Source organism: Microbulbifer sp. CAU 1566, assembly GCF_023156515.1.
In the GTDB taxonomy this organism is placed as follows: domain Bacteria; phylum Pseudomonadota; class Gammaproteobacteria; order Pseudomonadales; family Cellvibrionaceae; genus Microbulbifer.
Window position 1 is genome coordinate 1,043,620 of the sequence record NZ_JALNMG010000001.1, and the last position, 25,881, is coordinate 1,069,500.

The following is a 25,881-nucleotide window of genomic DNA, read 5'->3' on the forward strand; positions in this document are numbered from 1 at the left end:
GTCCGAACCAAACTATTTTCTTTCATCCGAATGCGTAAACATTAGACACTCCCATAATGTCTTCACAATCCGCGACGGCTTCGGCGAAAGCCGCTGGATCGCCACAAAGTCACACTCGTACTGGTAGCGCTGCGGGTGTATCGCGCGAATTTCACCCTTCTTTAAAAACGTTTCCGCGTAATGATCTGGCAGATAGCCGATATAGCGGCCGGACTGAAGGCAGTGAACAATGGCCTCCTGGTCGTTGACGGTGATGTCCCGCTCCAGCCCCAGGCGGTTGCCCACTTCCATATTCGGGGAATGGTAGCCGAGGCCGGCGTATTTACAGTCGCGGATGGCATCGTCGTCGATAGAGATGTCTGCCGTACCGAATAGCGGGTGGCGGTATCCGCAGTAGAGGTACATCTGCTCGTAAAAGAGATGCTGGTACTCGAGGCTGGGTGAGGTTCGGTGGGCGGGAATGACCCCGAGCTGGAAACGCCCCTCCATCACACCGCGCTCTATCTCATTGATCGGCTCGATATGAATGTCCAGGCTCACCTCCGGCGCCTGGTCGTCAAAGCGGCGCAGGGCCTCGCCAATATGTGCCGCGGGGTTGGTCACCATCTTGTCGAACAGGGCAATGGCGATGTGACCGGTCATGCGCTTGTGCACGTCGGCCACTTCACCGCGAAAGGTGTCCAGGGATGCCAGCAGGCGCAGAGTCGCCTGATAGATCTGGCGTCCTTCTCGGGTCAGGGCAAAGCCCCCGCGACCGCGCTGACAGAGGGTCACGCCCAGGCGCACCTCCAGGTCCTTGATATGCCGGCTGATGGTGGAGCGCCCCACGTTCAGCTCCAGCTCGGCCGCGGAGAAGCCGCCGGCCTCTGCTACCGCGCGAAAGACCCGCAGCAGACGCAGGTCGATATCACTCAGCTGCCCCAGCAGCGCCGCTTCTTTACGTGCCATTTCTAAGCGTCATCTCCCCAAGCCGCCCCAGACCCACACAATGTTTCACATATATGAAACTAAAGATCGATAAATTGCAATTTATGAAACTTAAAAGCTCACCTACATTTACCGCAACCTTTGCTGCAACTACGCAGTCAATCCAATCGGAGAATAAGAGTGAGCGATAAGTTTGCCGGGCTGAGCCAGTCTCAACTGGATGCCCACTGGATGGCCTACACGGGTAACCGCCAGTTCAAGAAGGATCCGCGGATCATCACCGGCGCCGAGGGCAGCTATTACACCAGCGCCGACGGCCGTCGTATTTTTGACGGCCTCTCTGGCCTGTGGACCTGCGGTGCGGGCCATAACCGGGTTGAAATCGCCGATGCGGTAAGTGAGCAGTTACGTACCCTGGACTACGCACCCGCTTTCCAGTTCGGACATCCCAAGGCGTTCCAGCTGGCAGAGCGTATCACCCAATTTATGCCCGAAGGACTGAACCGGGTCTTCTTTACCGGTTCCGGTTCCGAATCCGCTGAAACCTCCCTGAAGATTGCCCGCGCCTACTGGCGCAAAAAGGGCATGCCCAGCAAGACCAAGCTGATTGGCCGCGCCAAGGGTTACCACGGGGTGAACTTTGGCGGTATCAGCGTCGGTGGTATCGGCGCCAACCGGGCGCTCTACGGCACCGCGGTAGACGCGGACCACCTGCCGCACACGGTGCTGCCCCAGAACAAATTCTGCAAAGGCATGCCGGAAGAAGGCGCGCACCTGGCCGATGAGCTGCTGGAGATGATCGCCCTGCACGATGCCTCCAACATCGCTGCCGTAATCGTCGAGCCCATGGCGGGCTCCGCCGGGGTATTGCCGCCGCCCAAAGGCTACCTGCAGCGTCTCAGAGCGATCTGCGACCAGCACAATATCCTGCTGATCTTCGACGAGGTGATTACCGCGTTCGGCCGCATGGGGGCCGCCACCGGTGCCGAGGCCTTCGGAGTAACCCCGGATATCCTGAATACCGCCAAGCAGCTGACCAACGGCGCGGTGCCGATGGGCGCCGTTATCGCCAAGCAGGAGATCTACGATACCTTCATGGATCAGGGCGGCCCCGAGTATTTGCTGGAGCTGCCGCACGGCTACACCTATTCCGCGCACCCGGTTTCCTGTGCTGCCGCGCTGGCATCCCTGGACATTCTCGAGAACGAGAACCTGTTCGCCCGCGCGGCAGAGCTGGCGGTGATTCTCGAAGAGCGCGTACACCAGTTGAAGGGCACACCGCTGGTCACCGACATCCGCAACTGCGGCGTCGCCGCCGGCCTCACCATTGAGGCGGCCCCCGGCGAGCCACTGCTGCGCCCCTACCTTATCGCGATGAAGATGTGGGAGAAGGGTTTCTACGTGCGCTACGGCGGTGACACCATTCAGCTCGGCCTGCCATTTGTGGCGCAGCCCGAAGAAGTGGATACGCTGGTCAGCGCGCTGGGCGACAGCATCAACGAAGTCGCAAGTGCTTAAAAAATTCAGAGCTAATAGAACTACATAGAATTAAAGAGAGGAAACAACATGAGCATTGTTGGCCATTTTATTAACGGCGAAGTTGTCGAGAGCGCTGAGCGCACTCAGGACGTATTCAATCCGGCCACCGGCGAGGCGGCGAAGCAAGTTGCCATTGCCGCAAAAGAAACCGTGGAAGAAGCCATTGCCGCCGCAGAAGAAGCCTACAAGAGCTGGCGCAACACCCAGCCGGCGAAACGCGCCCGCATCATGTTCAAGTTCAAGCACCTGCTGGAAGAAAACGCGGATAAAATCTGTGAATTGATCGGCCAGGAGCACGGCAAAATTTCTCACGACGCCATGGGCGAACTGACCCGCGGTATCGAGAATGTGGAATTCGCCTGCGGTGCGCCGCAGATGCTGAAGGGCGAGCACAGCCGCAACGTCGGCCCGGATATCGATTCCTGGAATGAGATGCAGCCGCTTGGCGTGGTAGCCGGCATTACTCCGTTCAACTTCCCTGCCATGGTGCCACTGTGGATGTTCCCGCTGGCGATCGTGTGCGGCAACACCTTTGTACTGAAGCCCTCCGAGCGCGACCCGTCCTGCTCCCTGTTCCTGGCGCAACTGTTAAAAGAAGCAGGCTTGCCCGATGGTGTCTTCAATGTGGTGAACGGCGATAAGGTCGCGGTAGACACCCTGCTGACCGATTCCCGCGTTCAGGCCGTCAGCTTCGTGGGCTCCACTCCAATCGCCGAATATGTTTACGCCACCGCGAGCGCCAACGGCAAACGCTGCCAGGCCCTCGGCGGCGCCAAGAACCATGCCATCATCATGCCGGATGCGGATCTCGACAACGCCGTCGCGGCACTGACCGGCGCCGCCTTCGGCTCCTCCGGTGAACGCTGCATGGCGCTGTCCGTTGCGGTTTGTGTGGGCGATGCAGCGGCGGATGCGTTTATCGACAAAATGGCCAGTGCCATGCAGAGCCTGAAAGTGGGCGCTTATACCGATAGCAGCAACGACTTCGGCCCGGTGATTACCGAAGCGCACATGAACAAGGTCAACGGCTATATCGCCAGTGCCGCGGACCAGGGCGCGACCATTGTCGTGGACGGCCGCAACCCGAAAGTCGCCGGCTACGAAAACGGCTTCTTTGTGGGTGGCACCCTGATCGATAACGTAAAACCTGGCATGACCTGTTACGAAGAGGAAATCTTCGGCCCGGTACTGCTGGTGGTACGCGCGGAATCCATGGAGCAGGCGATGCAGATGATCAATGATCACGAGTACGGTAACGGTACCTGCATCTTTACCCGCGATGGCGAAGCAGCGCGCTACTTCAGCGACAACATCCTGGTAGGCATGGTCGGTATCAACGTACCCCTGCCGGTACCGGTGGCCTACCACAGCTTCGGTGGCTGGAAGCGCTCCCTGTTCGGCGACCTCGGTGCCTACGGTCCGGACGGTGTGCGCTTCTACACCAAGCGCAAAACCATCACCCAGCGCTGGCCATCCAGCGGTGTGCGTGAAGGTGCCCAGTTCTCTTTCCCGAGCAACTGATGCCGCCACTGAATCGGTGTTGATCCCAGCCTGATTCAGAACAGCGCTTACCCGAAATATTCTTTTTGGGTAAGCGCTTCGCCACTTGCCCCTCATCTACGCACCAACACGGGCGACGCGCTGCACCACCTGAATGCAGCACAAAACTCCGAAAATATAAATTTGGCAGTTTAAAACTTCAGGAAAACCAACCTTTCCGCAGATTTCACTAGCCCGCGACGAACCGCTCCCTCAGCGAGACAAGCCGGCCCGCCCAGCCCCCGGTGGCGTGATATAAGAATCAACTTTCCGCGCCATGCGCTGAAATCCCGATTCTAAAAACTCGAATTTCAAAGACACCAATTCCAAGTACAAAAAAGTACCAAGGGGTCCCCATGAACAAGACCGGAAAATTCGCCCTGGGCGTGCTGTGCAGCAGCATTCTCGCCGCCTGCAGCCTGGAGCCTAACCAGCTGCAATCCACCACTACCGCACACGCCCTGGCCAAGCCGGCCGTTGCCCGCAGCGACGCGCCCGGGCTGTCTGAGCAGTACGCCAAGCTGCGCAAGCAACAGATTGCCCAGGTGGATTACAAGCTGTCTGTCACCATCGGCAAAACCGGTGATGCATTTTCCGGTCGTGTGGTTGCCGACACCCAGTTCCGCCGCAATCTGCTGCAGCCGCTGACCATCGACTTCGCCGGCGGTGAAGTGGAAGACGTTCAGGTCGACGGCAAAACCGTACCTTTTGCCTACAACGGCCAGTTCATTACCATCGAGCCTGCGCACCTGAAAGGACGCAAGCACGCGATTGCCGTGGACTACAAGCACGCCTACTCCACCAACGGTTCTGGCCTGCACCGCTTTGTGGATCCGGTGGACAATGAGGTGTACATGTACACCGACTTCGAGCCCTACGATGCCAACCGCCTGTTCCCGCACTTCGACCAGCCCAACCTTAAGGCGCACTACACGCTCGACGTGACCGCACCGAAAGACTGGAGCGTGATCTCCTCTGTGCGCGAGAGCAAGATCGAAGAAGCCGGTGAAGTGAATCACTGGGTATTCCCGCAATCCAAGAAGTTCTCTTCCTACATTTTCTCCCTGCACGCCGGTCCTTTCACCGTGTGGGAAGACGATGCCGACGGTATCCCGCTGCGCCTGTTCGCGCGTAAAACCCTCGCGGAATACGTGAAGCCAAACGACTGGTTCACCTTTACCAAGCAGTCTTTCGAATTCTTCCAGAAGTACTTTGAAGTGGATTACCCCTTCGTGAAGTACGACCAGGTCATCGTGCCCGACTTCAACGCCGGCGCCATGGAAAACGTGGCCGCGGTAACCTTCAACGAAGGCTACGTTTCCCGCGGCGAAAAAACCCAAGCCCAGCGTATGCGCCTGGCCAATGTGATCGCCCACGAAATGGCGCACATGTGGTTCGGCGACCTGGTCACCATGAACTGGTGGGACGACCTGTGGCTGAACGAGAGCTTCGCCACCTATATGGCGAACCTATCCCTGGCGGAGAACAGCGAGTTCGACAATGCCTGGGAAAACTTCTACCAGGGCACCAAGCAGTGGGCCTACGGCTCTGATCAGCTGCCGACGACCCATGCGATTCAGCTGCCGGTGAAAAACACCGACGAGGCCTTCGCCAACTTTGACGGCATCACCTACGGCAAGGGTGGCTCCATCCTCAAGCAGTTGCCGTATTACCTTGGCAAAGAAGAGTTCCGCAAAGGGGTTTCCAACTACCTGAAGGATCTCTCCTACAAAAACTCCACCCTGGATGACTTTATGGGTCACCTGGGCAAAGCCGCCGGCAAAGACCTGGATGCATGGCAGCAACAGTGGCTGTACCAGGCCGGCCTCAACACCATTGAAGCCAACTTCCAGTGTGAAGGTGGCAAGATTGCCAGCCTGACCATCCGCCAGTCTGCGCCAGAGGACTACCCGACCCTGCGCGAGCAACGCACCCAGGTCGGCCTGTACAACATGGACGGCGGCAAGATGGTTCTGAGCAAGGCCATCCCGGTGATCTACAAAGGTACCTCCACCGAAGTCACCGCCGCCAAAGGCGAAGCCTGCCCGCAGATCGTTTATCCGAACGAAGGCGACTGGGCTTTTGCCAAGGTGAATCTGGACAAGGTGTCTGTGGATAACATGTCCAAGCACATCAATGACATCGAGAGCCCGTTCACCCGTCTGATGATGTGGCAGAGCCTGTTCGATTCCGTGACCGATGCCAAACTGCCGCTGGATCAGTATGTGAGCTTCGCGGTCAGCAACGCCGGCAGCGAAGAAAACATTAACGTGATCCGCCTGGTCTCCAGCCACCTGGGAGCCTCCTACGGTTACCTGAACCAGGTTGCCATGGACGATGCCAAGCGCACCCAGCTGCAACTGGCGATCGAAACCTTCGCCTGGAAGCAATTGCAAAACGCTCCGGCGGGCAGCGATGCACAAAAAACCTGGTTCGGTACTTTTACTGGCGTGGCCCACACCGATAAAGCACTGGGCAATGCCCAGAACATGCTGCGCGGTGAGCTGAGTATTGAAGGCCTGACTCTGGATCCGGATATGCGCTGGAGCCTGATCGCGCTGCTGAACCAGCACCTCTACGGTGACTACGCCCAGGCGATCAAGTCTGAACTGGAAAAAGACAGCTCCGACCGCTCCCAGCTGAACGCCATCGCCGCGGAAGCCATCCGCCCTCAGCAGGAAGCCAAAGCCCTGTGGCTCGGCAATCTGCTGGACAACCGCGAAGGGTTCAAGCTGGCCCAGCTGAAGTACGCCGCCAGCGCGCTCTTCCCCACCGAACAGCAGGGTCTCTACGAGGCGAATGTTGAGCGGATTGTCGCGGCACTGGACGAAGTTAACTCCAGCGACGCTTCGGAATTTGTCGGCACCTATACCCGCCTGTTCCCGCTGAACTGCAGCGAAAAAGGTGTGCAGCAGATGAGCGAGCTTCTCAATAGCGGAAAGCAACTCAACCCGCTGTTGGAGAAAGCGCTGAAAAATCGTCGTTATAGAAACCAGCAGTGTCTGGACATGGCAGCAGCCATTAACAACAAGGCCGGTTAATCCGGTTCTCGCCGGACCGCCCGGCACAGGAAAGGCCCTTCGGGGCCTTTTTTGTTTTACCTGTTTTTGCCTATCAAAAGGCTTATAACCGGCTACCCGCTCCCCGACGACCTCTGTTACAGGCTAAACTGCAGCGCAAGGTCTAAGTAAAAAGCGCCGCGCTCATACTGGAGAATTTCATGCCCAGCCGACTCACCTCCCTTTTACCGCCCTCTCTTCCCAAACTAGCCAGCTGCCTGCTCGCCGGCGCCATTGCCGCCGTGAGCCACATCTCTGCTGCCGGTGCCGAGACATCCATCGCAGTTGATCGCGAAAACCGCCCGGCACTGACGGCGGAATACGCCGCACTGCGTCGCGCGCAGATTGCCGATGTGGATTATCAGATCGAAGTGACCCTGGGTAATCAATCTGAGACTTTTTCCGGTCGGGTAACCGCCGATACCACCCTGGCACGGGATCTGAAGCAACCGCTGACCATCGACTTTGCCGGTGGCACAGTGAAACAGGTCACGCTCGACGGCAAAGCGGTAGACTTCGATTACAACGGTAACTTTATCGCGCTGGCACCATCGATGCTGACCAAGGGCAAGCACAGCATCGCTATCGAATACGAACACCCTTACTCCAGTGATGGCTCTGGCCTGCACCATTTCAAGGACCCGGAAGACGGTAGCGTTTACCTCTACACCCATTTCGAGCCGTACAAGGCCAACCGCTTTTTCCCCCACTTTGACCAGCCGAACCTGAAGGCACGCTATACCGTCACCGTCACTGCACCGGAAAGCTGGCAGGTGGTCACCGCAACCCGCGAGGAAAAAGTGGACGCACTGGAGAACGGCCTTAAGCGCTGGCACTTCCCCCAGTCAAAGAAATTCTCCACCTATATTTTTCCACTGCACGCGGGCCCGTTTACCGTTTGGGAAAGCGATGCCGCGGGTATTCCCCTGCGCCTGTTTGCACGCAAGAGCATGGCGGAATACGTGAAGCCGGACGACTGGTTCAAATTTACCGGTGAATCCTTCGCGTTTTACCAGAAGTATTTCGATATCCCCTATCCCTTCGAAAAATACGATCAGCTGATCGTTCCCGACTTCACCATCGGCGCCATGGAAAACGTGGCGGCGGTGACCTTTAACGAAGGCTATGTTTCCCGCGGGGATAAAACCCAGGCCCAGCGCCAGCGACTCGCCAACGTCATCGCCCACGAAATGGCACATATGTGGTTTGGTGACCTGGTGACGATGGACTGGTGGAACGGCCTCTGGCTGAAAGAAAGTTTTGCCACCTATATGGCGAGCCTCGCCCTGTCCGAGAACAGCGAATTTGAAGACGTCTGGCAGAATTTCTACCTGGGCAGTAAACAGTGGGCCTATGGCGCGGACCAGTTGCCAACCACACACCCCATCGAAGTGAAGGTCCCCAATACCGACGAGGCCTTCTCCAATTTTGACGGCATCACTTACGGCAAGGGCGGCTCGGTATTGAATCAACTGCCCTATTACCTGGGTAAAGAGGCTTTCCGTCAGGGGGTAAGCAACTACCTGAAAGAGCACGCCTATGGCAATGCCGAGCTGAAAGACTTTATGGGCGCGCTGGGTACCGCCGCCAACAAGGACCTCACCGGCTGGACCCAGAACTGGCTGTACAAAGCGGGCCTGAACACCATCGCCGTGCGCTACCAGTGCGACAAAGACCGCATCAGCTCCCTGAGCATTGAGCAGACAGCTCCGGAGCAGTACCCCACGCTGCGCTCACAGAAAGTGCAGCTGGGTATTTACCGCATGCAAGAAGGCAAAATGACCCGTGCCGCCAAGGTGCCAGTTATCTATAACGGTGTAACCACTAAAGTGAAAGACGCCGTGGGCATGCCCTGCCCGCAGATTCTGATTCCGAACGATGAAGACTGGGCTTATGTAAAAACCCGTCTCGACGGCAGCACCGTGGCCGCGGTCAATCAGCATATCAATGATATAGAGAGCCCCTTTACCCGCCTGATACTGTGGCAGAGCCTCTACGACTCGGTGACCGATGCACAGTTGCCATTGACCGACTGGATCGAATTCGCACTGAAAAACGCCGGCCATGAAACGGACATCAATGTGATTCGGCTGATCAGCAACCACCTGCAGAGTGCGCACAATTATCTCTACCGACTGGACCTGCCGAATGCCCAGCGCAAGCAGAAGCTGCAGGCCATCAGCGATTTTGCCTGGCAACAGCTGAATGCAGCACCGGCGGGCAGCGATACCCAGAAGACCTGGTTCTACGCTTTTGCCGACCTCGCTCAGGGTGAAACGGCACTGGATAACGCCGCACAACTGCTGGATGAAAAGCTTGAAATCGAGGGCCTGGAAATCGGCAAGGACCGCAGCTGGCCACTGATTGCCCTGCTCAACCGCAACCTTTACGGGGACTATGAAAAACGCGTTACCGACCAGCTGAAAAAGGACAGCAGTGATCGCGCCAACAACGCAGCCATTGCCGCTCGCGCCGGCCGTCCGACCGAGGCCACCAAGAAAGAATGGCTGGACAATATTCTGAACAAGCGGGATGACTACAAGCTGAGCCAGATCAAGGCGGCCGCCGGCAACCTGTTCCCGGCGGAGCAGCTGCCACTTTACCGCCAGTTCAGCGCACAGCTGTTCGCCGCCGCCCCGACCGTCAGCGCCACCGGCGATACGCTCTACAACAAGGCCTATGCCCTGTTGTTTCCCATCGCCTGTAGCAAAGCTGAAATTGACGCTTACCAGCAAGTGCTGGCCAAGAACCCGGACCTGATACCCGCCCTTGGCCGGGTACTGAAGGATCGACAACAGCAGAGCGTCTGGTGTCAGGATATGAATGCCCGACAAAAGTCGGTCAATAACTGAAATTTTGTCGGGAAACAGAAACTTCGTTTAAGAAAATAACCCGTCAGGTAACTGCCCCGAGAACACTCTGGGCAGTTGCTGCAGGCTGACGGCTAGCGCCGCGGGGCACGCTCTGTCAGCCCCGCACAATGCCTTTCCGAAATCAGACCTTCACCACTTTGACCCCAATACCCATATGGTCGGTAATCGCAGCGGCTTCACTGCCACTGGTACCGATGATTTCCGTGCACTGGGACAGATACACCATATTTTCCACCTTCACGGTTTCCGTATTGTGGAGGGCGATATCATATTTCTGCGTTCCGGTACTATTAGTCCCGCCAAAGCTGCGCTGGTAGGCATCCTCCGGCTGGATCAGCTTGTCCTTATGCAACTCTGAAAACTGGATCCCCATCGCCTGGGTAACGATTTCCTGGGTATAGCCACTGCGGGGCTGATTGGTGTCCCCCATAATCAGGTCGATCACACCACCGCCGGTAGCCTGTAATACCTGAGTGCGTATATCACTATAAAAACGCAGCGTCTTGCCGCGCTCTTTCGCTACATCGTTGGGGACATGCACAAACAGCGCCATAATGCCCTGGCTCCGCACGGCCACCCAGCCCATACCGGATGCCACCAGAGTATGCTGGCTATTGTTGGCCGCGTGCACACTAAAGCTGTTGCAGGCCTTGCCGCTACTGGTCGCCCCCACTAACTCTCCCGCGTGCTGCCCCATGCTTTGCCAGTCACTGTGGTTACCGTCCATTTCCCCATAAACCAGCAGGCTACAGGGACCCAGGGAACGGATCAGGTGTTGATGCGTCTGCCGCGCCTTGCCCTCAATCAACTGTAAGAAACTGGCGTTCGAATAATTGGTATCTTTATGGTGTCCCTGCTTGGCACTGGCAATCAATTGTGCAGGGCCGTGAATAGGAATATTGGGAGCGACACCTTCCGCCGTCGGCATCGCCAGCATCCAGCGCTCGCCGCCCTGGGCAATTTTATTGTGTGCGATCTTGGTAAAGTGCTGCGAGTTTGAGGACGCCACACCGTGATTGGTACTGGCGTTTGAATTAAGCGATTGATAAGCAATGACCGGCACGAATTTAACCTCCCTGAAATAAAAAGCTCCATCGCCCGGCCTTAGATCCCATTTTTTCCTTGAACATAACACCGGGAGTGCGCGCAGATTAAATCATCTTTCTGCGCTTCTTTTTAAAATATAAATTCGTGTCAGAGTGGATTTGGCATAAAAATTTTCAACCAAACCCTCTACCGAAAAAAATTACACTTCCAGCGCACCTTCCGAGCCCGCTTTGGCAGAAATAATCGCCAAAATTGCATTTCGTCGGACTTATTGCGCAGCTTATCGAGATATTGCATCTGAATTGCAAGCCTCACCCATCCTATAGCCACACACAAGGACATGGCTGGCAGGAGCATAACGGTGGCGATATTGATGCGGGAAAAGATCTCAACGGGAAGTGTAAAAATAGTCGGCGCCTTCTTCATTGCAGCAATGCAATGGGGATGCGCCAGTACGGAGGGTATGGGCGGCTCAGATAATTTAGCGGCGCAACCAGCTGTCGATCAGCTCCTCGTGGCGGAAAATAGTCCTGGGGGAATCGCCGCAATCCGGCCCCCGATGGAGGCAGCCGGTGCCAAAGGCGATCAGCTGCTATGGGTCAGTCCGGCCATGCGAAAATTTGTCGCTGGCATCTCACCAAACTCTTCCCCCAACGCGCGATTCAGAGCGATCTTGCGCACGCTGAAGCGGGAAAACTTCTACATGGAACATGATCTCTCCCATACCACTTCCGCGGCCGAAGTCTTCCAATCGCGTCGGGGAAACTGCATCTCCTTTTCTGCGATGATTGTTGCGCTGGCGAGAGAAGTCGGGGTTGAGGCGCACTTCAATTTTGTTGAAGCACCGACAGCACGGCGGGTGACCGACAGCCGGGGAAATCCACTGGTCCAGAATATTTTGCATATAAATGCCGAGGTATCTTTCGATTGGACAACCCGCATTATCGAGTCAAATTTTGAACCCAGGGGGCCCTACAAACATATTCCGATAACTGACAAACAGGTTGTGCTGTTTTACCTGAACAACCTCGCCATCGAAGCGGCACATCAGAATAATCTCGACCAGGCATTTGCCCACATCAACGAAGCAATGGCATTGAACGCAAACTCCTCTCTACTGTGGACAACCAGGGGATATCTACAGCGCAGAGCAGGACAGCTAACCCTTGCCGAACTCAGTTATAGCCGCGCCATCGAGCTCGATGAAAATAACGTATCGGCGTGGCACAACCGTCGCCTGGTTTACGAGCAAATTAATCGGCGCGCCTTGTCTCGGACGGAGGGTGCACTGAAAGATGAAAAACAGGGCTCCTGAACCCGCTTTATAGTGTCGGACGTTAAGCTGGCAGTAGCTTACCAGTGTGCCGCTACTGCCATGGCGATCGTCAGACTGTGTGCCTTTTCCAGATTGATATCGTCAAATCCAAGCTGCAGCTTCCAGATGTTTTGCTCATCACTCAACGCCAGCAGCCACTGTTTATCGCTCCCTTCGTAGCCCAGATAGGGATTCCCGGGGAGATTATCCCAGCGCATGCCCGGTCGGTACTTCACATCATCGGCAAAATACTCCAGGTCCAGAGACCACTGGAAATTCTGTTGCCGCTGGGTGTAGCGTCCAAGGGCATAGATGGGCATGGTCATGTCGTGGTCTTGCAGTTCCCGCCAGCCGGAAAAAACCGGGGCCAGCTGCACTTCGTCTTCAACGTCGCGATTGGCGGTATCAAACTTTCCGTGGGTATAGGGAGCCTGCTTCCAGCGAATCCGGTTGTAGGCATCCTGTACCTGTAGTGAGATCACACGATTGTTATCCCGGTAACCCGCGGTGATATCTACGGCGATTCCTTCGCCCTCCGGCATTTCAAATTCATGCTTGAGCAGCAGGTCATCGGTGTAGCGATAATCGAGGTTGGCATTGCCACTGAAAAGCTGCTCGCCCGCGGTCAACAGGCCGTCAATAGTGCCATCCTGAAATTCTCGCGCTTTCAGCAAACTGATGTCCGCCTGCAGGAAGAGCCCGGAGTAAAAATACCAGCGGCGTTTGAGTTTGATGCCATCGGCTTCCAGCTGCAGCGCATTGAGGTAAACCGGTACCGCACCCTCGCCGGGGGGTAAGCCCTGTTCATCCCGGTAGTAAAGATCCGCGGTCGCGCGGTTGTACTGCAGTTGGTAATCGTATCGCACGGTGTAGGAGACACCCCAGTCTCCCAACCAGGCGCCGGTATCCAGGCGATTTCGGGTCCAGGTGTTTTCACCATTACCCGGTGCGTTTTTCCACTTGCCGGTAAATTCCTTGATGGGCAGCGCTTCACTGACGGTGCGGCTGTAAAAATCCAGTGTGACTTCGGGGGCTGGCACTGCAACTGACTGTGAAGACAGGTTCATTAACCCCAAGAACAGAAAAGGCCGCCAGGGGCGACCTTTTCCGTTTTCGCAAGTGTCACACTGCTCAGAGCAGGGTTTCGATTGCATTGTCGATCCAGGTGATCAGGTAAATATTATTCTCTTCGCTCAAGGTACCGTAAACGGTGCCGTCTTTGCTGATGGTACCGGCAATGGTGTCGTCTTCAAACAGTTCCAGCGTGAATTCCGTACCACTTCCGTCGCTCAGTACCATAGTGTTGGTTTCTTCGCCGACATAGTCGATGGCAATCCGCAATAGATCGCTGCCCCAGGTAAGCGTCAGCGAAGCATCGCCCAGCTCGAAACCGGTGCGCTTGAGGATCAGCTCCACATCCATTTCGGGTAAATCGGCCGAGAGTTTACCATTGGCATTGATGCGGAAGGTTGCTTTCACATAGCGACCGTCTTCATTGACGTCGAGATCGGACTCCGCCAGGCTAGCCACCACTTCACCGCTGACCTCATCGAAGATGGAGTCCGTGATGTAGTCCGGCCACCAGTCGCCCGGGCCTACGCCATAGATACCTTCACCCGCCAAGTGAACTTCCAGGCCATCCAACAGCTCGGTGTGATCATAGGTAAAGGCAACCCGGATATCCTGAGCGATATTGGTGAACTCCGGGGTTACGCCATGGAAACACTTGCCGAGCTCATCCTCCCACCAGCCATTGATTTCACCGGATACACACGCCTCTTGGGTGACATTCGCTACTTCCTGATTGAGCCCCCAGAACCAGTATTGATCAAGCTGCGGACAAGCTGCATTGCCAACTTGCTCCACACACTCAACGCCAATGTAGTGGTCGTAATTAAGTTCATCCACAGATGGAGTATAGGAGTAGCGAACCACCGCGTAGTTGCTGTCATCACCATGGGTGATAGTGAGCGTATTGTCGGTTGGCTCGTAGACATAGCTGGTCAGATCTTCGCGCTCTGTGCCCTCGGCCAAGTACCAATAGTCGGCAACGTTGTCGACGGTCAGGATTACTGACGCTTCCAGCGAGGTTTCCGCAACCTTGTCGGTGAAGGCGCCGCGCAATGCCAGCTTTTCAGGCAACAGCGAAAGAGTTTGATTATCGGGACTGTTTTCTTCCAGCGCGCTGGATTTACGCAGGGCGAACTCGACGGTGCCGCTGAAGCCGTGTGCCGCGTTTTCCAGGCTGCCGTCAACAACCACACTGATGCTGTCGATCTTCGGCTCACTTTCGCTTCCTTCACCAAACTGCTCGCCGAGTGTCAGGTTCACTTTGGAAGCATCGGACAGGGCAAACTTGGCATCACCCAATTCCGCGCTACCTTCGATTGCCAGGCTGTTCTCGCCCGCAGTCAACGCCAGGCTTCCGGGTTCTCCAGAGAGCTCCGGAATGCTAATGGTCAGGTTAACTGCGACCTGATCATCGGTGGTGGATGCACTGCCGTCGAGGTCGTAGACACCGTTGATCAGCGTCCACTGAACGCCGGATTTGCTAATAGTGCCCGCGGGGAAGTGCGCAACCGCATCCGCGCGGTCGGCGTAATCGGTATCTCCCAGGTACTTATCCCACAAGTAGCCCGCTGCTTCTGGCAGGGTCGCAGCTGGAGATTCCAGCGTTGGCTCAACACCGAACTCCACCGCCGAAATCTGGTTGACGAAAACATCACTGACCTCACTGAACGCGGTCATTACGCTCTGCATGTCTTCGTCCAGCAGGTTTTCCGCCGATTGCAGTTTGGCAACGATATTTTCCGGGTTATAGGTATCCGCTTCGCCATCCAGCTCCGCGTCGATCGCTTCAATGGCCTCAATCGATACTTTGCGCGCGGTCGCTACCAGGGCTTTCGCGGCGTCCAGGTTACTGGCCAGCTCCGCGTCCACTTCAACCGCCGGGTTACAGGTGTCGCGACCATCACAGTTTTCCGCAATCGCTGCACCGGCATCGACTTCCGCGGCGGCTGCCGCGTCCTCAACACCACCCAGCGCTTCGTTGCCCGCGCTGGTTGCTGCGGCCACACCTTCAATAGCCGCGCTCACCGCATTCAGCGCTGCGGCATCGACGGTATTGGATTCAAATCCCGCGCTCAGGCTGGCGATCTGGGCACTTACGTCACCGCCCTCGGCCGAGGCTTCTACCGCGGCGTTAACCAGGGCAAAGCGCAGCGCCTGCTCGTCGGCCTCGGTTGCGCTGGTCAAATCGACCGGCACTATGGTGATCGGGTCGGCATCGAGTCCCAGGGAATCTTTAACAAAGGTGTTGGCCGCGCTGATGGAAGCCGGGGTCAGTGCTGCACCGGCCTTTTCTGCCACCAGGGTGGTCAGGGCGGTGATACTGGCGCTGATTTCGGTTGCGGTTTCGTCCACCACCGTAACTGCGCTCAATTCGTAATCCAGTGCATATTTTTCACCGAACTCGATAACGCCGTCTTCGTCGCTGTCCTGGTCGCCTTCCCCAGCGGCACGACACTCGGCCACATCACAGGTCACCATGGCGCCGCCATCCTGCGGTTGCTTCAGAACCAGTTTGATCGGGCCGCTAAAGCTCGCATCGTTCAACTCGATGACGTAGCTACCGTCCGCTCCGGTGATCGCGGAACCCAGCAGGACCTCTGCTGCGCTGTAAGCTTCAACGGTTGCTCCGGCAATGATGCCCTTGGCTGCGGTACCGCCAACACTGATTGGGCTGCCATTACCACCGCTGCTGGAACTGCTACTGCTGCCACCACTACTGGAGCTGCTGGAGCTACTGCTGCCGCCACCACTGGAGCTACTGGAGCTGGAGCTAGAACTTGAGCTGGAGCTGGAACCTCCACCTCCGTTACCTGAGCCGCTGCCACCACCACAGGCCGTGAGCGCGGTGACCGCAAGGGCCAGTGCGAGCTTTCTGTACATTCCGATTTCCCCCGTTCCTTCGATAAGAACTTGATTTCAGTATTCAACACGCCCGGGCCCATACCCCCGGCGAATAAGTCCCTGAGAGGGCGTCGACAGTTGCAACACAATTGGCAGCAACTCTGTGACACGCATCTCAGGATTAGGCGGTGAAAATGATGACGGGGCTAACCCAGCGCCACAATGGCCCTTTTTGGTTATTTTGCCGGGCCGGCACGGACAAAAAACCATCAATCATTGCCTTTATGGGCACACTGCCGAAAATTTGACCCGCAGTAGCTTGCGCCTGAATGCCCGCAACCTTTTCTTCAGGCCGCCAGCGTCGTTTCGGCAATCGGCTTCCACCGCCTCCCGCTAGGGGATTTCTCCGGCCTGTGGCATGATCCCGCGCCCTGAATTCTCAAACGGCGCCAGTAAGGGCCAATTCCATCAAGGAGGACATCGATGAGTAGAAAACTGATTTCCAGCGGATCCGAGTTCGAAAGCAAAATTGGCTATTCCCGCGCGGTCGTGGACGGCGATTATGTATTTGTTTCCGGCACTACCGGATTCAACTACGCCACCAACAGCATCAGTGATGATGTGGCCGAGCAGACGGACCAATGCTTTGCGAATATCGAGAGCGCGCTGAAAGAGGCCGGCTCGGCGATCGCCGAAATTGTGCGGGTAACCTACATACTGCCGAACCGGGATGACTTCCAACCCTGCTGGCCGGTACTGCAAAAATGGCTGGGTGAGGTGCGCCCGGCGGCCACGGTATTCGAGGCCCGCCTGCTGGACGACGCGATGAAAATCGAGATCCAGGTCACCGCGCGCCTGAGCCGCTGATCCGGGGCTCCAGGGGCGCAGAAAGCCAGACCGTTCAGACGGACGAGCGCCCCGAAACTGGCGTGAAATTGCTTGACGCCGGAGCTCCAACCCCGGTAAAAACGCGCACCTCAACTTATGCGTGTTTTTACCGGTGGCATGGGTCTCTTTTGACGTTTTCAGAACCCTCGGTTTCGCAGATACCCTGCAACTGAAACCCGAAGCAGTCTTCAAATACAAAGCGCAAATTGCCGAAGCGGAATGGGTGCTATTCCCGGAATACTGGCAATTGAACGCCCTGACCTGCGGCCTCAAGGCCCGCGTCTTTCCCAGCGAGTCCAGTTACCGGCTGGGGCACAACAAGATCGAAATGACCCGCGCGTTTGAACTTGTTGCGCCGGGCAATACCCCATCCACCCGGATAGTCGCCAACACCCCGGAAAATGCCCAACACCTGTGGGAGACCATGGACCACCCGTTTGTGGCCAAGTTACCCAAGGCCGCCCGCGGCTCTGGTGTCTGGCTGATCGAGGGGCGGGAAGACTGGCATGCCTACCTGGAAAAAACCGATGTGCTCTATGTGCAGGAGTGGCTGCCCATCGACCGCGATATCCGAATCGTGATCGTCGGCGACCAGGTGGTGACCGCCTACTGGCGACTGCAGGCCGCCCAGGGGTTTTACAACAATGTTTCCAAGGGTGGGTTTGTGGATCGCAGCCCGGTACCCCAGGCGGCGATTGACCTGGCGCTGTACCTGGCGCGCACCCTGGAGATCAATCACGCCGGCTGGGACATTGCCATGGTGGGTGGACATCCCTACGTAATCGAATTCAACCGCCTGTTTGGCAACCAGGGAATCGAGGGCGGCGATGCCCGGCTGCGCGAAACGATCCTCCAGTATCTGCAGCAGAGCTCGGTGCCCACGGGCCCCAATTACCCGACCCGCCCGGCGACGCCCCGCCGCCGTTTGAAGCGCGTAGCCTGATAGCGCGGCCGGGTAATTCTTGCGGGCACAAAAAAGGGGCGAATGATTCGCCCCTTTTGATTGTTTATCCGCAATTACCGGTAATTATTCGCATTTATCCTATAGCCAATCGACGACCGTCGATCACTCCTCCCGTATCGGTTTGTGCAGCCGGACGGCCGTGCTCTGTTTTTTGCGCAGGCGGATATTGAGCATCTCCACCGCCACCGAGAACGCCATGGCGAAATAGATATAGCCTTTGGGCACGTGCACATCGAAGCCCTCGATAATGAGGGTCACCCCCACCAGGATCAGGAAAGACAGCGCCAGCATTTTGATAGTGGGATGGCGATCGACGAAGTCGCCAATGGGCTTGGCGGCAACCAGCATTACCGCAACCGCAAGAATAATGGCGATGGCCATGATGGAAATATGATCCACCAGCCCCACCGCGGTGATCACCGAGTCCAGAGAGAAAACGATATCCAGCACCGCGATCTGCACCAGCACCATGCCGTAAGTCGCGGTGGCCGCGCTGCTGTGTTCGCCCTCGGCACCTTCCAGGCTGTTGTGAATTTCGTGGGTCGCCTTGGCCAGCAGGAACAGGCCGCCGCCGATCAGAATGACATCGCGCCCGGAAATTTCTTCCCCGAACAGAGTGAACCAGGGCTCGGTCAATCCCATGATCCAGGCAATGGAAAACAGCAGCCCCAGGCGCGTGATCATGGCCAGGGCCAAGCCAATAAACCGTGCGGACTCACGCTGCTTTTCCGGCAGGCGACCGACAAGGATGGAGATAAAGATGATGTTATCGATGCCGAGGACGATTTCCAGGGCGGCCAGGGTGGCCAGCGCAATCCAGGCCTCGGGACTCGCGATCCATTCGAACATGCACAAATTCCTGTGACGTTATTGTAAAAACAAGTGCGGCGCTGACAGGCAGCGCCGGAACTCGAAAATTCACAGGGGAGTTTATGCGGTTTCCTGCAACCAGGCCAAGGCCGGCGCTTTATCTTCAAAGAAGCGGGCTTCACCGCCGATAAACCAGGTACCGATTTTGGCGGCGACCTCTTGCCAGGATTTATTGCCGACCATGGCAATCTTGTTGAACTGGCGGCCGTGTTTTACCCCCAGCTTGAGGTCATCCCAGGCTGCGCGAATTTCCCATCCCTGGAGTTCGCGCATGTCCATCATCACATCGATCTTCGGGTGTTCCATCCCGGCGATGGCGGACTCCAGCATGGGCACCAGGGTTTCGTAATCCTGATGTTCCAGCTTGCCCCGGGCATGCAGGGAAAGCAGCACCCGCTCGTTGCCGGTGCGCTCGATACTGACAGAAAAGCCGTGATGAAATTCACCCATCGGGTTAGCTCCTCAGGCCCTCGGGCCGCGGTTCAGAATTCTACTGACCTGCAGGTATAGGGTGGCAAATCCGCGATAGCCACCTATTAGTGGGAGAGGATGTCGACAATCTCGTGAGTGGCGTGAACCAGGCGCACCAGCTCGCCTTCGATACGCACGGTCACCAGACCATGGCGATCGACCGGCTGCACGATCACCGCATGGCGATAGATGGCATCTTCCAGAACGTAGCCACGCTGCAGTTTCTTTTTCCAGCCCGGAGGCAGCTCACCACCGCGCTCGACCTTTTTCTGCAGGCCCGGAGGCAGGTCGCCGGACTTGTCCTTGGCCATGGCTACACCGGCACCGCCGGCCAGGGCAACGGCCAGTACTGAGCAAATCAAATAACGCATCGTGAAAATCCCCTTGGTGGTTGAGCCTCGGCTCTCGATGTCCGCACTTTAGCAACGCCAAGCTGACGCTTCCCTGAATGACGTCACACCCCGTTCACGCCCCGCCCCTAGTAACCGCTAGTCATAACCGCTAATCGGCCCCTTTACTGAAACCCATAAAAAAGGGCCGCAACAGCGGCCCAAAGGAGTCAAATTCAGATCTTGGATGGGGATCAGCTGATATCGATCCAGGTGGATTTCAGCTCGCAGTACTTGTCCAGGGCGTGCAGGGACTTGTCGCGGCCGTTGCCGGACTGCTTGAAGCCGCCAAAGGGTACCGTGATATCGCCACCAAAGTAGTTGTTGACCCATACCGACCCGGCGCGGATGTCCCGTGCCATACGGTGGGCACGGCCGATGTCTTTGGTCCAGACACCGGAGGCGAGGCCGTAGATGGAGTCATTGGCAATCTGCAGCGCTTCTTCTTCGGTTTCGAATTCGATCACCGACAGCACCGGGCCGAAGATTTCTTCGCGGGCAATTTTCATATCGCCGTTTACGCCCTTGAAGATGGTGGGCTCGTAATAGTGACCGCCTTCAACCGCCGCCACCGGCTTGCCGCCGCACACCAGCTGTGCGCCCTGCTCCAGGCCCTTGGCCACATAGAACTCGACCGTATCGAACTGGCTCTGGTCGATCAGCGCACCCATCACCGTGTTGGGGTCCTGCGGGTGTCCGGGCTTGAAGCGCTCGGAGGCCTTCTTCACCTTTTCGATAAAGGTATCGGCGATGCCCTTTTCCACCAGCAGGCGAGTACCCGCGGTGCAGGTCTCACCCTGGTTGTAGAACACCGCCAGGGCCGCCGCTTCCGCCGCCTTGTCCAGGTCCGCATCGGCAAACACAATGTTCGGACTCTTGCCACCCAACTCGAGGAAGGTGCGCTTGAGGTTGGACTGGCCCGAGTATTCGGTGAGGGTTTTACCCACCTCGGTAGAACCGGTAAAGGTCAGGCCGTCGATATCCATGTGCAGACCCAGGGCCTTGCCCAGACTGCTGCCCGGTCCCGGCAGTACGTTCAGCACACCGTCCGGCAGTCCGGCCTCTTTGGCCAGGCCCGCCAGTTTGATGGCGGTCAGCGGGGTGTTGGAGGCCGGTTTCAAAATCACGCTGTTACCGGTGGCGAGCGCCGGGCCCAGTTTCCATGCGGTGGTAGACAGCGGAAAGTTCCAGGGCACGATCGCGGCCACCACGCCCAGGGGCATGCGGGTAATCAAGCCAATCTCGGTCGGACCGGTGGGGGCAATTTCGTCGTAGATCTTGTCGATCGCTTCCGCGTTCCAGCGGATGGTGGTCACCGCGCTGGGCACATCCACATTCATGGTGTCACTGATGGGCTTGCCGGCGTCGAGACTTTCCAGCAAGGCAATTTCATCGCGGTTTTCTTCGATCAGCTCGGCAAAGCGCACCAGGATCTTCTTGCGATCCATGGGTGGCATATGGGACCAGATACCGGATTCGAACGTATCCCGGGCCACCTTGACCGCACGCTCGGCATCTTCCGGGCCGCAGCTGGCGACCTGCACCAGCTCGCGGCCATCCGCCGGGCTGGTATTGGCGCGGGTGCTGCCGGAAAGCGCATCCACATACTCGCCGTTGATAAAGGCACGCCCCTCGATCGTGAGGGCGTCGGCCATGGCCAGCCACTCTTCGAGGGTTTGCGGGGTCGGCTTCTTGCTTGACCGGTTCTCTGTCATGACGCACCTCAATAGTTCGCTACAAGTTTGATAGCAATGGGTTAAAACTGAAGGATTGTTCAGTTTATACCTAAAATGTGATCACAAATCAAAGGGCGAGTATAAACCGCAAACCTAGAAGGCTTCAAAGGTGCCGGTTTCCAGGTTCTTGCGCGCACCGGGAATACTGAATACCCGGTTGTGGAAAGCAATGTAGAAACCGGGCTGCATCAGGCGGGCAGTTAACAGGGCTTCGGTGACATTTTGACGGGCGTCGGAATCGATGAAGCCCATGGGTTTCATGGCCCCGGTGAACACCACCGGCACTTTGGGTGTTCCCATTTGCTTGTAGCAGTAGTCGGCGGTGACGGACATGGTGTCGGTACCGTGGAGAATGACGATTGGGTCGCCGTGCTCCGAGGTGCTGGCGATGGCATTGCAGATCTGCATGCGATCGTTGTCATCCATCTCCAGCGAGTCCTTGTTGAGCACGCTCTCCAGCTCGAGATGGGTATAGGGCAGGCGCAGACTGGCAATCAGACCGTCGCGGATGATAGAAGCGCGATTTTTGAGGGTGCCCTCGGATTCGCAGTAGCTCTTTTCGATGGTGCCACCGGTGGTCAGGATGCGGATGGTGGTCTTCTGGTTGATATCTGTCATCGTTTTTCCCGCTGAATGAGTACAGTTTCGCGCATCTTAGAGGGGGATTTGGAATGGGACAATCTTAGTTTCCATTGGCGGTCGCGCCATCTCCCAATCTCACCGGGAAATTCCGCTGGGGGCGCAGGGAGCAGCATTTTATAATCGGCGCCCCACCAAATGGCCCGAAACCCAAAGCCTAAAACCTATAGCCTAAAACCTGTAGCCCAAAACCTATAACCCAAAACCTGAGGAATACCATGCCGGCGTTTCTGTCCCCGGAAGAGGCGGCGTTTATCGCCCTGCGCAATACGCTGCACAGCTACTATCCGCTGAGCGATGCGACCTGGGCAGCCTATCGGGCGCTGTGTAACTGGCACGAAATCCGCAAAGGCGCAGAGCTCTATTCCGCCGGCGACATCCCCCGCTCCTTTGCCTATGTGCACCGGGGACTCTTTCGAGTCTATGTGCTGGACGACAAGGGTGCCGAGTACAACAAGAACTTTTTCCCCGAGGGGCGCTTCCCCGGTTCCATGACAGCCCTGCTGAAACAGCAACCATCGCTCTACACCATCGACGCGCTGGAAGATTCCGCCATTATCGAAATTGACCACGCCGGCTACCGCCGTTTATTAAACGAGCGGGAAGACCTCAAGCTCTACCATATCCACTACCTGGAGCGGCACTGGCTAATGGATAAGGAACCCCGCGAAGTCGCCCTGGTACAGGATGAGGCCAGTGTTCGCTACCAGCGCTTCCTGCAGGATTTTCCCAGCCTGGCCCAGCGCCTGCCGCAATATCACATTGCCTCCCACCTGGGGGTCACCCCGACCCAGTTGAGCCGGATTCGCAAAAACCTGCTGACGAATCAACCTATGTAAATGCCTCTCCGCCTCCGGCTCCCTAGACTGCACCGCGTTCAGGGGAGTTGTGCGCTCCCGTTACTCAAGTGACCAATCCCGGAGAGAGCGATGCAAGCGTTGACCGCGTTGCCAGATTTACCCACGTCCCCCATTTCGACCGCGCTGCCCGTGTTATCCGCGCTGCAATGGCGCTACGCCGTGCGGCGGTTTAGCGATGAGCGCCTGCCTGCGAAGGATATCGAAGCCCTGATCGAGGCCACCCGGTTGAGCGCCTCGGCTTACGGCCTGCAGCCTTACCGCCTGATTCAGGTGGACTCCAGGGCGGTGCGCGAGCGTCTGCTCCCCCACGCCATGGGACAGGACAAAGTGTTGCACTGCTCCCACCTGCTGGTGCTTGCGGCAGAAACGGCCGTCGGAGACCACACGGTTGAACGCTATATGTCGCTAATGGAAAGTACCCGCCCGCTGTCGGCGGAAGCGCGCAGCGGTATGACCCGTCATATGAAAAGTGTCATCGACGGCATGACACCGGTCGAGCGCGCGGGCTGGGCACGGGAACAGGTTTTTCTGGCACTGGGCACACTACTCGCCGCGGCGGCGAGTATGCAGATCGACAGTTGCCCCATGACCGGGTTCGAGGCGCAGGGGTTTGATCAGGTTCTGGGTCTATCCACGCAGGGCCTCACCGCAACGGCACTGTGCGCACTGGGTCGGCGCCACCCGGAAGATGACCATGCGTCGCTCGCCAAAGTACGCCTGCCGGCAAACGATTTCGCACAGGTTATTTAGCGTGTACGCCCTGGCAACCCTGGCCCTGATGGCCGGTGCGGCAATCGCTGTTCAGGCCAGTATCAACGCACAGCTCGGGGTAATGTTGCGCAGCTCCCTGCTGGGTACCGCCATCGCGTTTGCCGTCAGCTGCCTGGTATCGGTAGTGGCGATCGCGGTGTCGGTGCGGCACTACCCGAGCCTGGCCACCATTCAGAGCGTGCCCTGGTACCTGTGGTTTGGCGGCCTGCTCAGTGCCTTCGGCGTCGGCCTTTTCTATTTTCTGATTCCGCGTATGGGCGTTGGCAGCATGATGTCATTTGCCCTCACCGGGCAGATTCTGGTCGCGGTAATCTCCAGCCACTTTGGCTGGTTCGACCTGCCCACCAAACCGATTTCCGCCCTGCGTGGAATGGGGGTCATGGCGCTGATGTCAGGCATCGTTTTGATTAATTGGGAATGAATAACGGAAGCAATCATGGAGAAGGTTAACGTAACGGACAGCAGCGACAGAAACCCAGCCACGCCCTCACTGCAAGAGAAAACTGCAGAGAATCAGTTGGACCAGGCCAACATCGATAACCTGACCACTTTGTGGCGCGTTATGGGGGCGCAGCGCGCTTACAGAGAGCAGTCAACACAACTCTACGCCTGCCACCGCTGGCCCTACCGGCACTGGTTTGAAGCGGATTCAGTGCCGCCGACCGAGACTCTGGCGAATATTTTCAACAGCCTGCCACCGTCGGCGACAGTACCGATATGGGACGCCACTGCGGAGCTCGGTACACCGTTACACAATGCCGGTTTCAAGATTGGCAGTGAACAGCGGGCCATGCATTTGGAACTGGCACAGTGGCAACCAGCCCCCACCGACAGCGCCCTGAATTTGACTCAGGTGCGGTCGGCGGCAGAACTGGAACACTGGGTGCGGATATGCAGCGATGCCTTTGGCTACGAGATTGATACCGGGGTCATGGCCAATGCGGCGACCAACCCAGAGACCAGCTTGTGGCTGGCGGAGCAGAAAGGTGTTGCCGTAGCCACCGCCCTGCTGTTTCGCACCGGCGACGTCATCGGCATCCACCAGGTAGGCGTGCCCGAAGCCTACCGCGGCCGCGGTATTGCCCGCGCACTGATGCAGCAGCTGTTAAACCACTGCAGGCAAACCGGTGCCCGCTACGCCACCTTGCAGGCATCGACCATGGGCGAGGGTTTGTACCGGCAACTCGGATTCAAGTCCCGGTTTTTGATTACCAACTACCGGCGGAACTAGAAATTCACGCCCGGGCTGCGGATCAAGCCACCGAGGTTTCCACCCGCAGCCAGTCCTCCTCCAGCCCCATGGCAACGCGGTCACCGACCTGTAATTCACCGACACCCGCGGGGGTGCCCGTCAGCACCACATCACCCGGCAGCAGGGTAAAGTAACTGCTGATATAGGCCACCAGATCCAGTATTGGCGTCAACATATGATTGGATTTGCCCCGCTGGCGCACCTCGTCGTTCAGCCACAGGGTGTAGGTCAGGTTATCCCAGTCCGGCAGCCAGTCGAGCTTGACGAACGGCGACAGCGGGCAGGCGCCGTCGAACCCTTTGGCCTTTTCCCAGGGCTGCCCCTGTTGCTTCAGGTTCGACTGCAGCTCCCGCAGGGTCAGATCCAGTGCCAGGCCGAGCCCGGCAATCGCCGGCGGTACATCTGCGGGGTTGGCATCGCTCAGCTTCTCGCCGATCAGCAGCGCCAGCTCGCCCTCGAAATGACAGCTGCCGCGGCCCCGCGGCAGGTGCACTGGCTCGCCCATGGACACCGCCGCCGTTGCCGGCTTGATGAACAGCAACGGCTCTTCTGGAATGGGGTTGTTCAGCTCCTCCGCATGAGCGGCGTAATTGCGCCCCACGCACACTATCTTGCCCAGAGGCAGGTCTACAGGAGAATTGCAGGTAAATTGATGCTTATACATAACCAAATTCGATACCTAGGATACACATTGCGTATAAAGCTTTGGAAAGCCCTTGTGTTATGATGCCGACCTCGCCGGACTCCCGGCGGTCTTCAACTGACTAATCGCACTATTTAGCTAAATCTGCCGCGATGGTTCCGTCATCGCGCACGGCCAAGAGATCCGA

General features: G+C 57.5%; 22 protein-coding genes. 11 read left to right on the forward strand and 11 right to left on the reverse strand.

Annotation, left to right across the window (positions count from 1 at the left end):
• Positions 1-12: 12 nt before the first annotated feature.
• Complete coding sequence (locus tag M0G74_RS04380; RefSeq protein WP_248214992.1) at positions 13-948, reverse strand: LysR family transcriptional regulator; 936 nt, start codon at positions 946-948, stop codon at positions 13-15.
• 210 nt (positions 949-1,158) lie between these two features.
• On the opposite strand from M0G74_RS04380, the gene M0G74_RS04385 reads away from it, so the two are divergent.
• From M0G74_RS04385 to pepN (M0G74_RS04400), 4 genes are all read left to right on the forward strand, one after another.
• Positions 1,159-2,445, forward strand: coding sequence for an aspartate aminotransferase family protein (locus M0G74_RS04385; protein WP_248215311.1), 1,287 nt, complete (start codon positions 1,159-1,161; stop codon positions 2,443-2,445).
• 48 nt (positions 2,446-2,493) lie between these two features.
• Entirely contained in the window at positions 2,494-3,987 is a 1,494-nt protein-coding gene (locus M0G74_RS04390; RefSeq protein WP_248214993.1) for a CoA-acylating methylmalonate-semialdehyde dehydrogenase, read from the forward strand.
• A gap of 374 nt (positions 3,988-4,361) precedes the next feature.
• On the forward strand, positions 4,362-7,046 hold the full coding sequence (pepN, locus tag M0G74_RS04395) for an aminopeptidase N (protein WP_248214999.1): 2,685 nt from the start codon (positions 4,362-4,364) through the stop codon (positions 7,044-7,046).
• Positions 7,047-7,225: 179 nt separating this feature from the next.
• Positions 7,226-9,916 carry an aminopeptidase N gene (gene pepN, locus M0G74_RS04400; protein WP_248215000.1) on the forward strand — a complete coding sequence of 897 codons (2,691 nt, stop codon included), beginning with the start codon at positions 7,226-7,228 and terminating at the stop codon, positions 9,914-9,916.
• A 142-nt stretch (positions 9,917-10,058) separates the two neighbouring features.
• On the opposite strand, the gene M0G74_RS04405 is transcribed toward pepN (M0G74_RS04400), so the two are convergent.
• Positions 10,059-10,946 carry a hypothetical protein gene (locus tag M0G74_RS04405; protein ID WP_248215002.1) on the reverse strand — a complete coding sequence of 296 codons (888 nt, stop codon included), beginning with the start codon at positions 10,944-10,946 and terminating at the stop codon, positions 10,059-10,061.
• A 399-nt stretch (positions 10,947-11,345) separates the two neighbouring features.
• Here M0G74_RS04405 and M0G74_RS04410 point away from each other — a divergent pair, with 399 nt between their 5' ends.
• Positions 11,346-12,299 (forward strand): transglutaminase domain-containing protein, encoded by a 954-nt coding sequence (locus tag M0G74_RS04410; RefSeq protein WP_248215005.1) that lies wholly within the window; start codon positions 11,346-11,348, stop codon positions 12,297-12,299.
• Positions 12,300-12,337: 38 nt separating this feature from the next.
• Here M0G74_RS04410 and M0G74_RS04415 read toward each other — a convergent pair whose 3' ends face one another.
• The 3 genes from M0G74_RS04415 to M0G74_RS04425 form a co-directional block, all read right to left on the reverse strand.
• Positions 12,338-13,339 carry a hypothetical protein gene (locus M0G74_RS04415; RefSeq protein ID WP_248215006.1) on the reverse strand — a complete coding sequence of 334 codons (1,002 nt, stop codon included), beginning with the start codon at positions 13,337-13,339 and terminating at the stop codon, positions 12,338-12,340.
• A 91-nt stretch (positions 13,340-13,430) separates the two neighbouring features.
• Positions 13,431-16,250 carry a hypothetical protein gene (locus M0G74_RS04420; protein ID WP_248215009.1) on the reverse strand — a complete coding sequence of 940 codons (2,820 nt, stop codon included), beginning with the start codon at positions 16,248-16,250 and terminating at the stop codon, positions 13,431-13,433.
• 142 nt (positions 16,251-16,392) lie between these two features.
• Positions 16,393-16,584: a hypothetical protein gene (locus M0G74_RS04425; protein ID WP_248215012.1), complete on the reverse strand. Its 192-nt coding sequence runs from the start codon at positions 16,582-16,584 to the stop codon at positions 16,393-16,395.
• 110 nt (positions 16,585-16,694) lie between these two features.
• Between M0G74_RS04425 and M0G74_RS04430 the strand changes: the two genes are divergently transcribed.
• Both M0G74_RS04430 and M0G74_RS04435 read left to right on the forward strand, forming a co-directional pair.
• A complete protein-coding gene (locus M0G74_RS04430; protein ID WP_160152261.1) occupies positions 16,695-17,078 on the forward strand; it encodes a RidA family protein in 384 nt (127 codons plus the stop codon).
• A 133-nt stretch (positions 17,079-17,211) separates the two neighbouring features.
• The gene (locus M0G74_RS04435) at positions 17,212-18,042 is read left to right on the forward strand and encodes a hypothetical protein (RefSeq protein WP_248215015.1); all 831 of its coding nucleotides are present in this window, start codon (positions 17,212-17,214) and stop codon (positions 18,040-18,042) included.
• A 123-nt stretch (positions 18,043-18,165) separates the two neighbouring features.
• On the opposite strand, the gene M0G74_RS04440 is transcribed toward M0G74_RS04435, so the two are convergent.
• The 5 genes from M0G74_RS04440 to M0G74_RS04460 form a co-directional block, all read right to left on the reverse strand.
• Positions 18,166-18,912 carry a TerC family protein gene (locus M0G74_RS04440; RefSeq protein WP_248215017.1) on the reverse strand — a complete coding sequence of 249 codons (747 nt, stop codon included), beginning with the start codon at positions 18,910-18,912 and terminating at the stop codon, positions 18,166-18,168.
• A gap of 81 nt (positions 18,913-18,993) precedes the next feature.
• Positions 18,994-19,383: an STAS/SEC14 domain-containing protein gene (locus M0G74_RS04445; RefSeq protein WP_248215019.1), complete on the reverse strand. Its 390-nt coding sequence runs from the start codon at positions 19,381-19,383 to the stop codon at positions 18,994-18,996.
• A gap of 86 nt (positions 19,384-19,469) precedes the next feature.
• Positions 19,470-19,775 (reverse strand): hypothetical protein, encoded by a 306-nt coding sequence (locus M0G74_RS04450; RefSeq protein ID WP_248215020.1) that lies wholly within the window; start codon positions 19,773-19,775, stop codon positions 19,470-19,472.
• A 212-nt stretch (positions 19,776-19,987) separates the two neighbouring features.
• A complete protein-coding gene (locus tag M0G74_RS04455) occupies positions 19,988-21,508 on the reverse strand; it encodes an aldehyde dehydrogenase (protein WP_248215022.1) in 1,521 nt (506 codons plus the stop codon).
• A 114-nt stretch (positions 21,509-21,622) separates the two neighbouring features.
• Entirely contained in the window at positions 21,623-22,147 is a 525-nt protein-coding gene (locus M0G74_RS04460; protein WP_160152255.1) for an asparaginase, read from the reverse strand.
• 239 nt (positions 22,148-22,386) lie between these two features.
• On the opposite strand from M0G74_RS04460, the gene M0G74_RS04465 reads away from it, so the two are divergent.
• The 4 genes from M0G74_RS04465 (at position 22,387) to M0G74_RS04480 (ending at position 25,030) form a co-directional block, all read left to right on the forward strand.
• Positions 22,387-23,007, forward strand: coding sequence for a Crp/Fnr family transcriptional regulator (locus tag M0G74_RS04465; protein WP_248215028.1), 621 nt, complete (start codon positions 22,387-22,389; stop codon positions 23,005-23,007).
• A gap of 90 nt (positions 23,008-23,097) precedes the next feature.
• A complete protein-coding gene (locus M0G74_RS04470; RefSeq protein WP_248215030.1) occupies positions 23,098-23,778 on the forward strand; it encodes a nitroreductase family protein in 681 nt (226 codons plus the stop codon).
• 1 nt (position 23,779) lies between these two features.
• The gene (locus M0G74_RS04475; protein ID WP_236250549.1) at positions 23,780-24,220 is read left to right on the forward strand and encodes a DMT family transporter; all 441 of its coding nucleotides are present in this window, start codon (positions 23,780-23,782) and stop codon (positions 24,218-24,220) included.
• A gap of 15 nt (positions 24,221-24,235) precedes the next feature.
• A complete protein-coding gene (locus tag M0G74_RS04480; protein ID WP_248215037.1) occupies positions 24,236-25,030 on the forward strand; it encodes a GNAT family N-acetyltransferase in 795 nt (264 codons plus the stop codon).
• Positions 25,031-25,052: 22 nt separating this feature from the next.
• Here the strand turns inward: M0G74_RS04480 and M0G74_RS04485 are convergent, their stop codons facing one another.
• The gene (locus M0G74_RS04485) at positions 25,053-25,715 is read right to left on the reverse strand and encodes a fumarylacetoacetate hydrolase family protein (protein ID WP_248215039.1); all 663 of its coding nucleotides are present in this window, start codon (positions 25,713-25,715) and stop codon (positions 25,053-25,055) included.
• Positions 25,716-25,881: the final 166 nt, after the last annotated feature.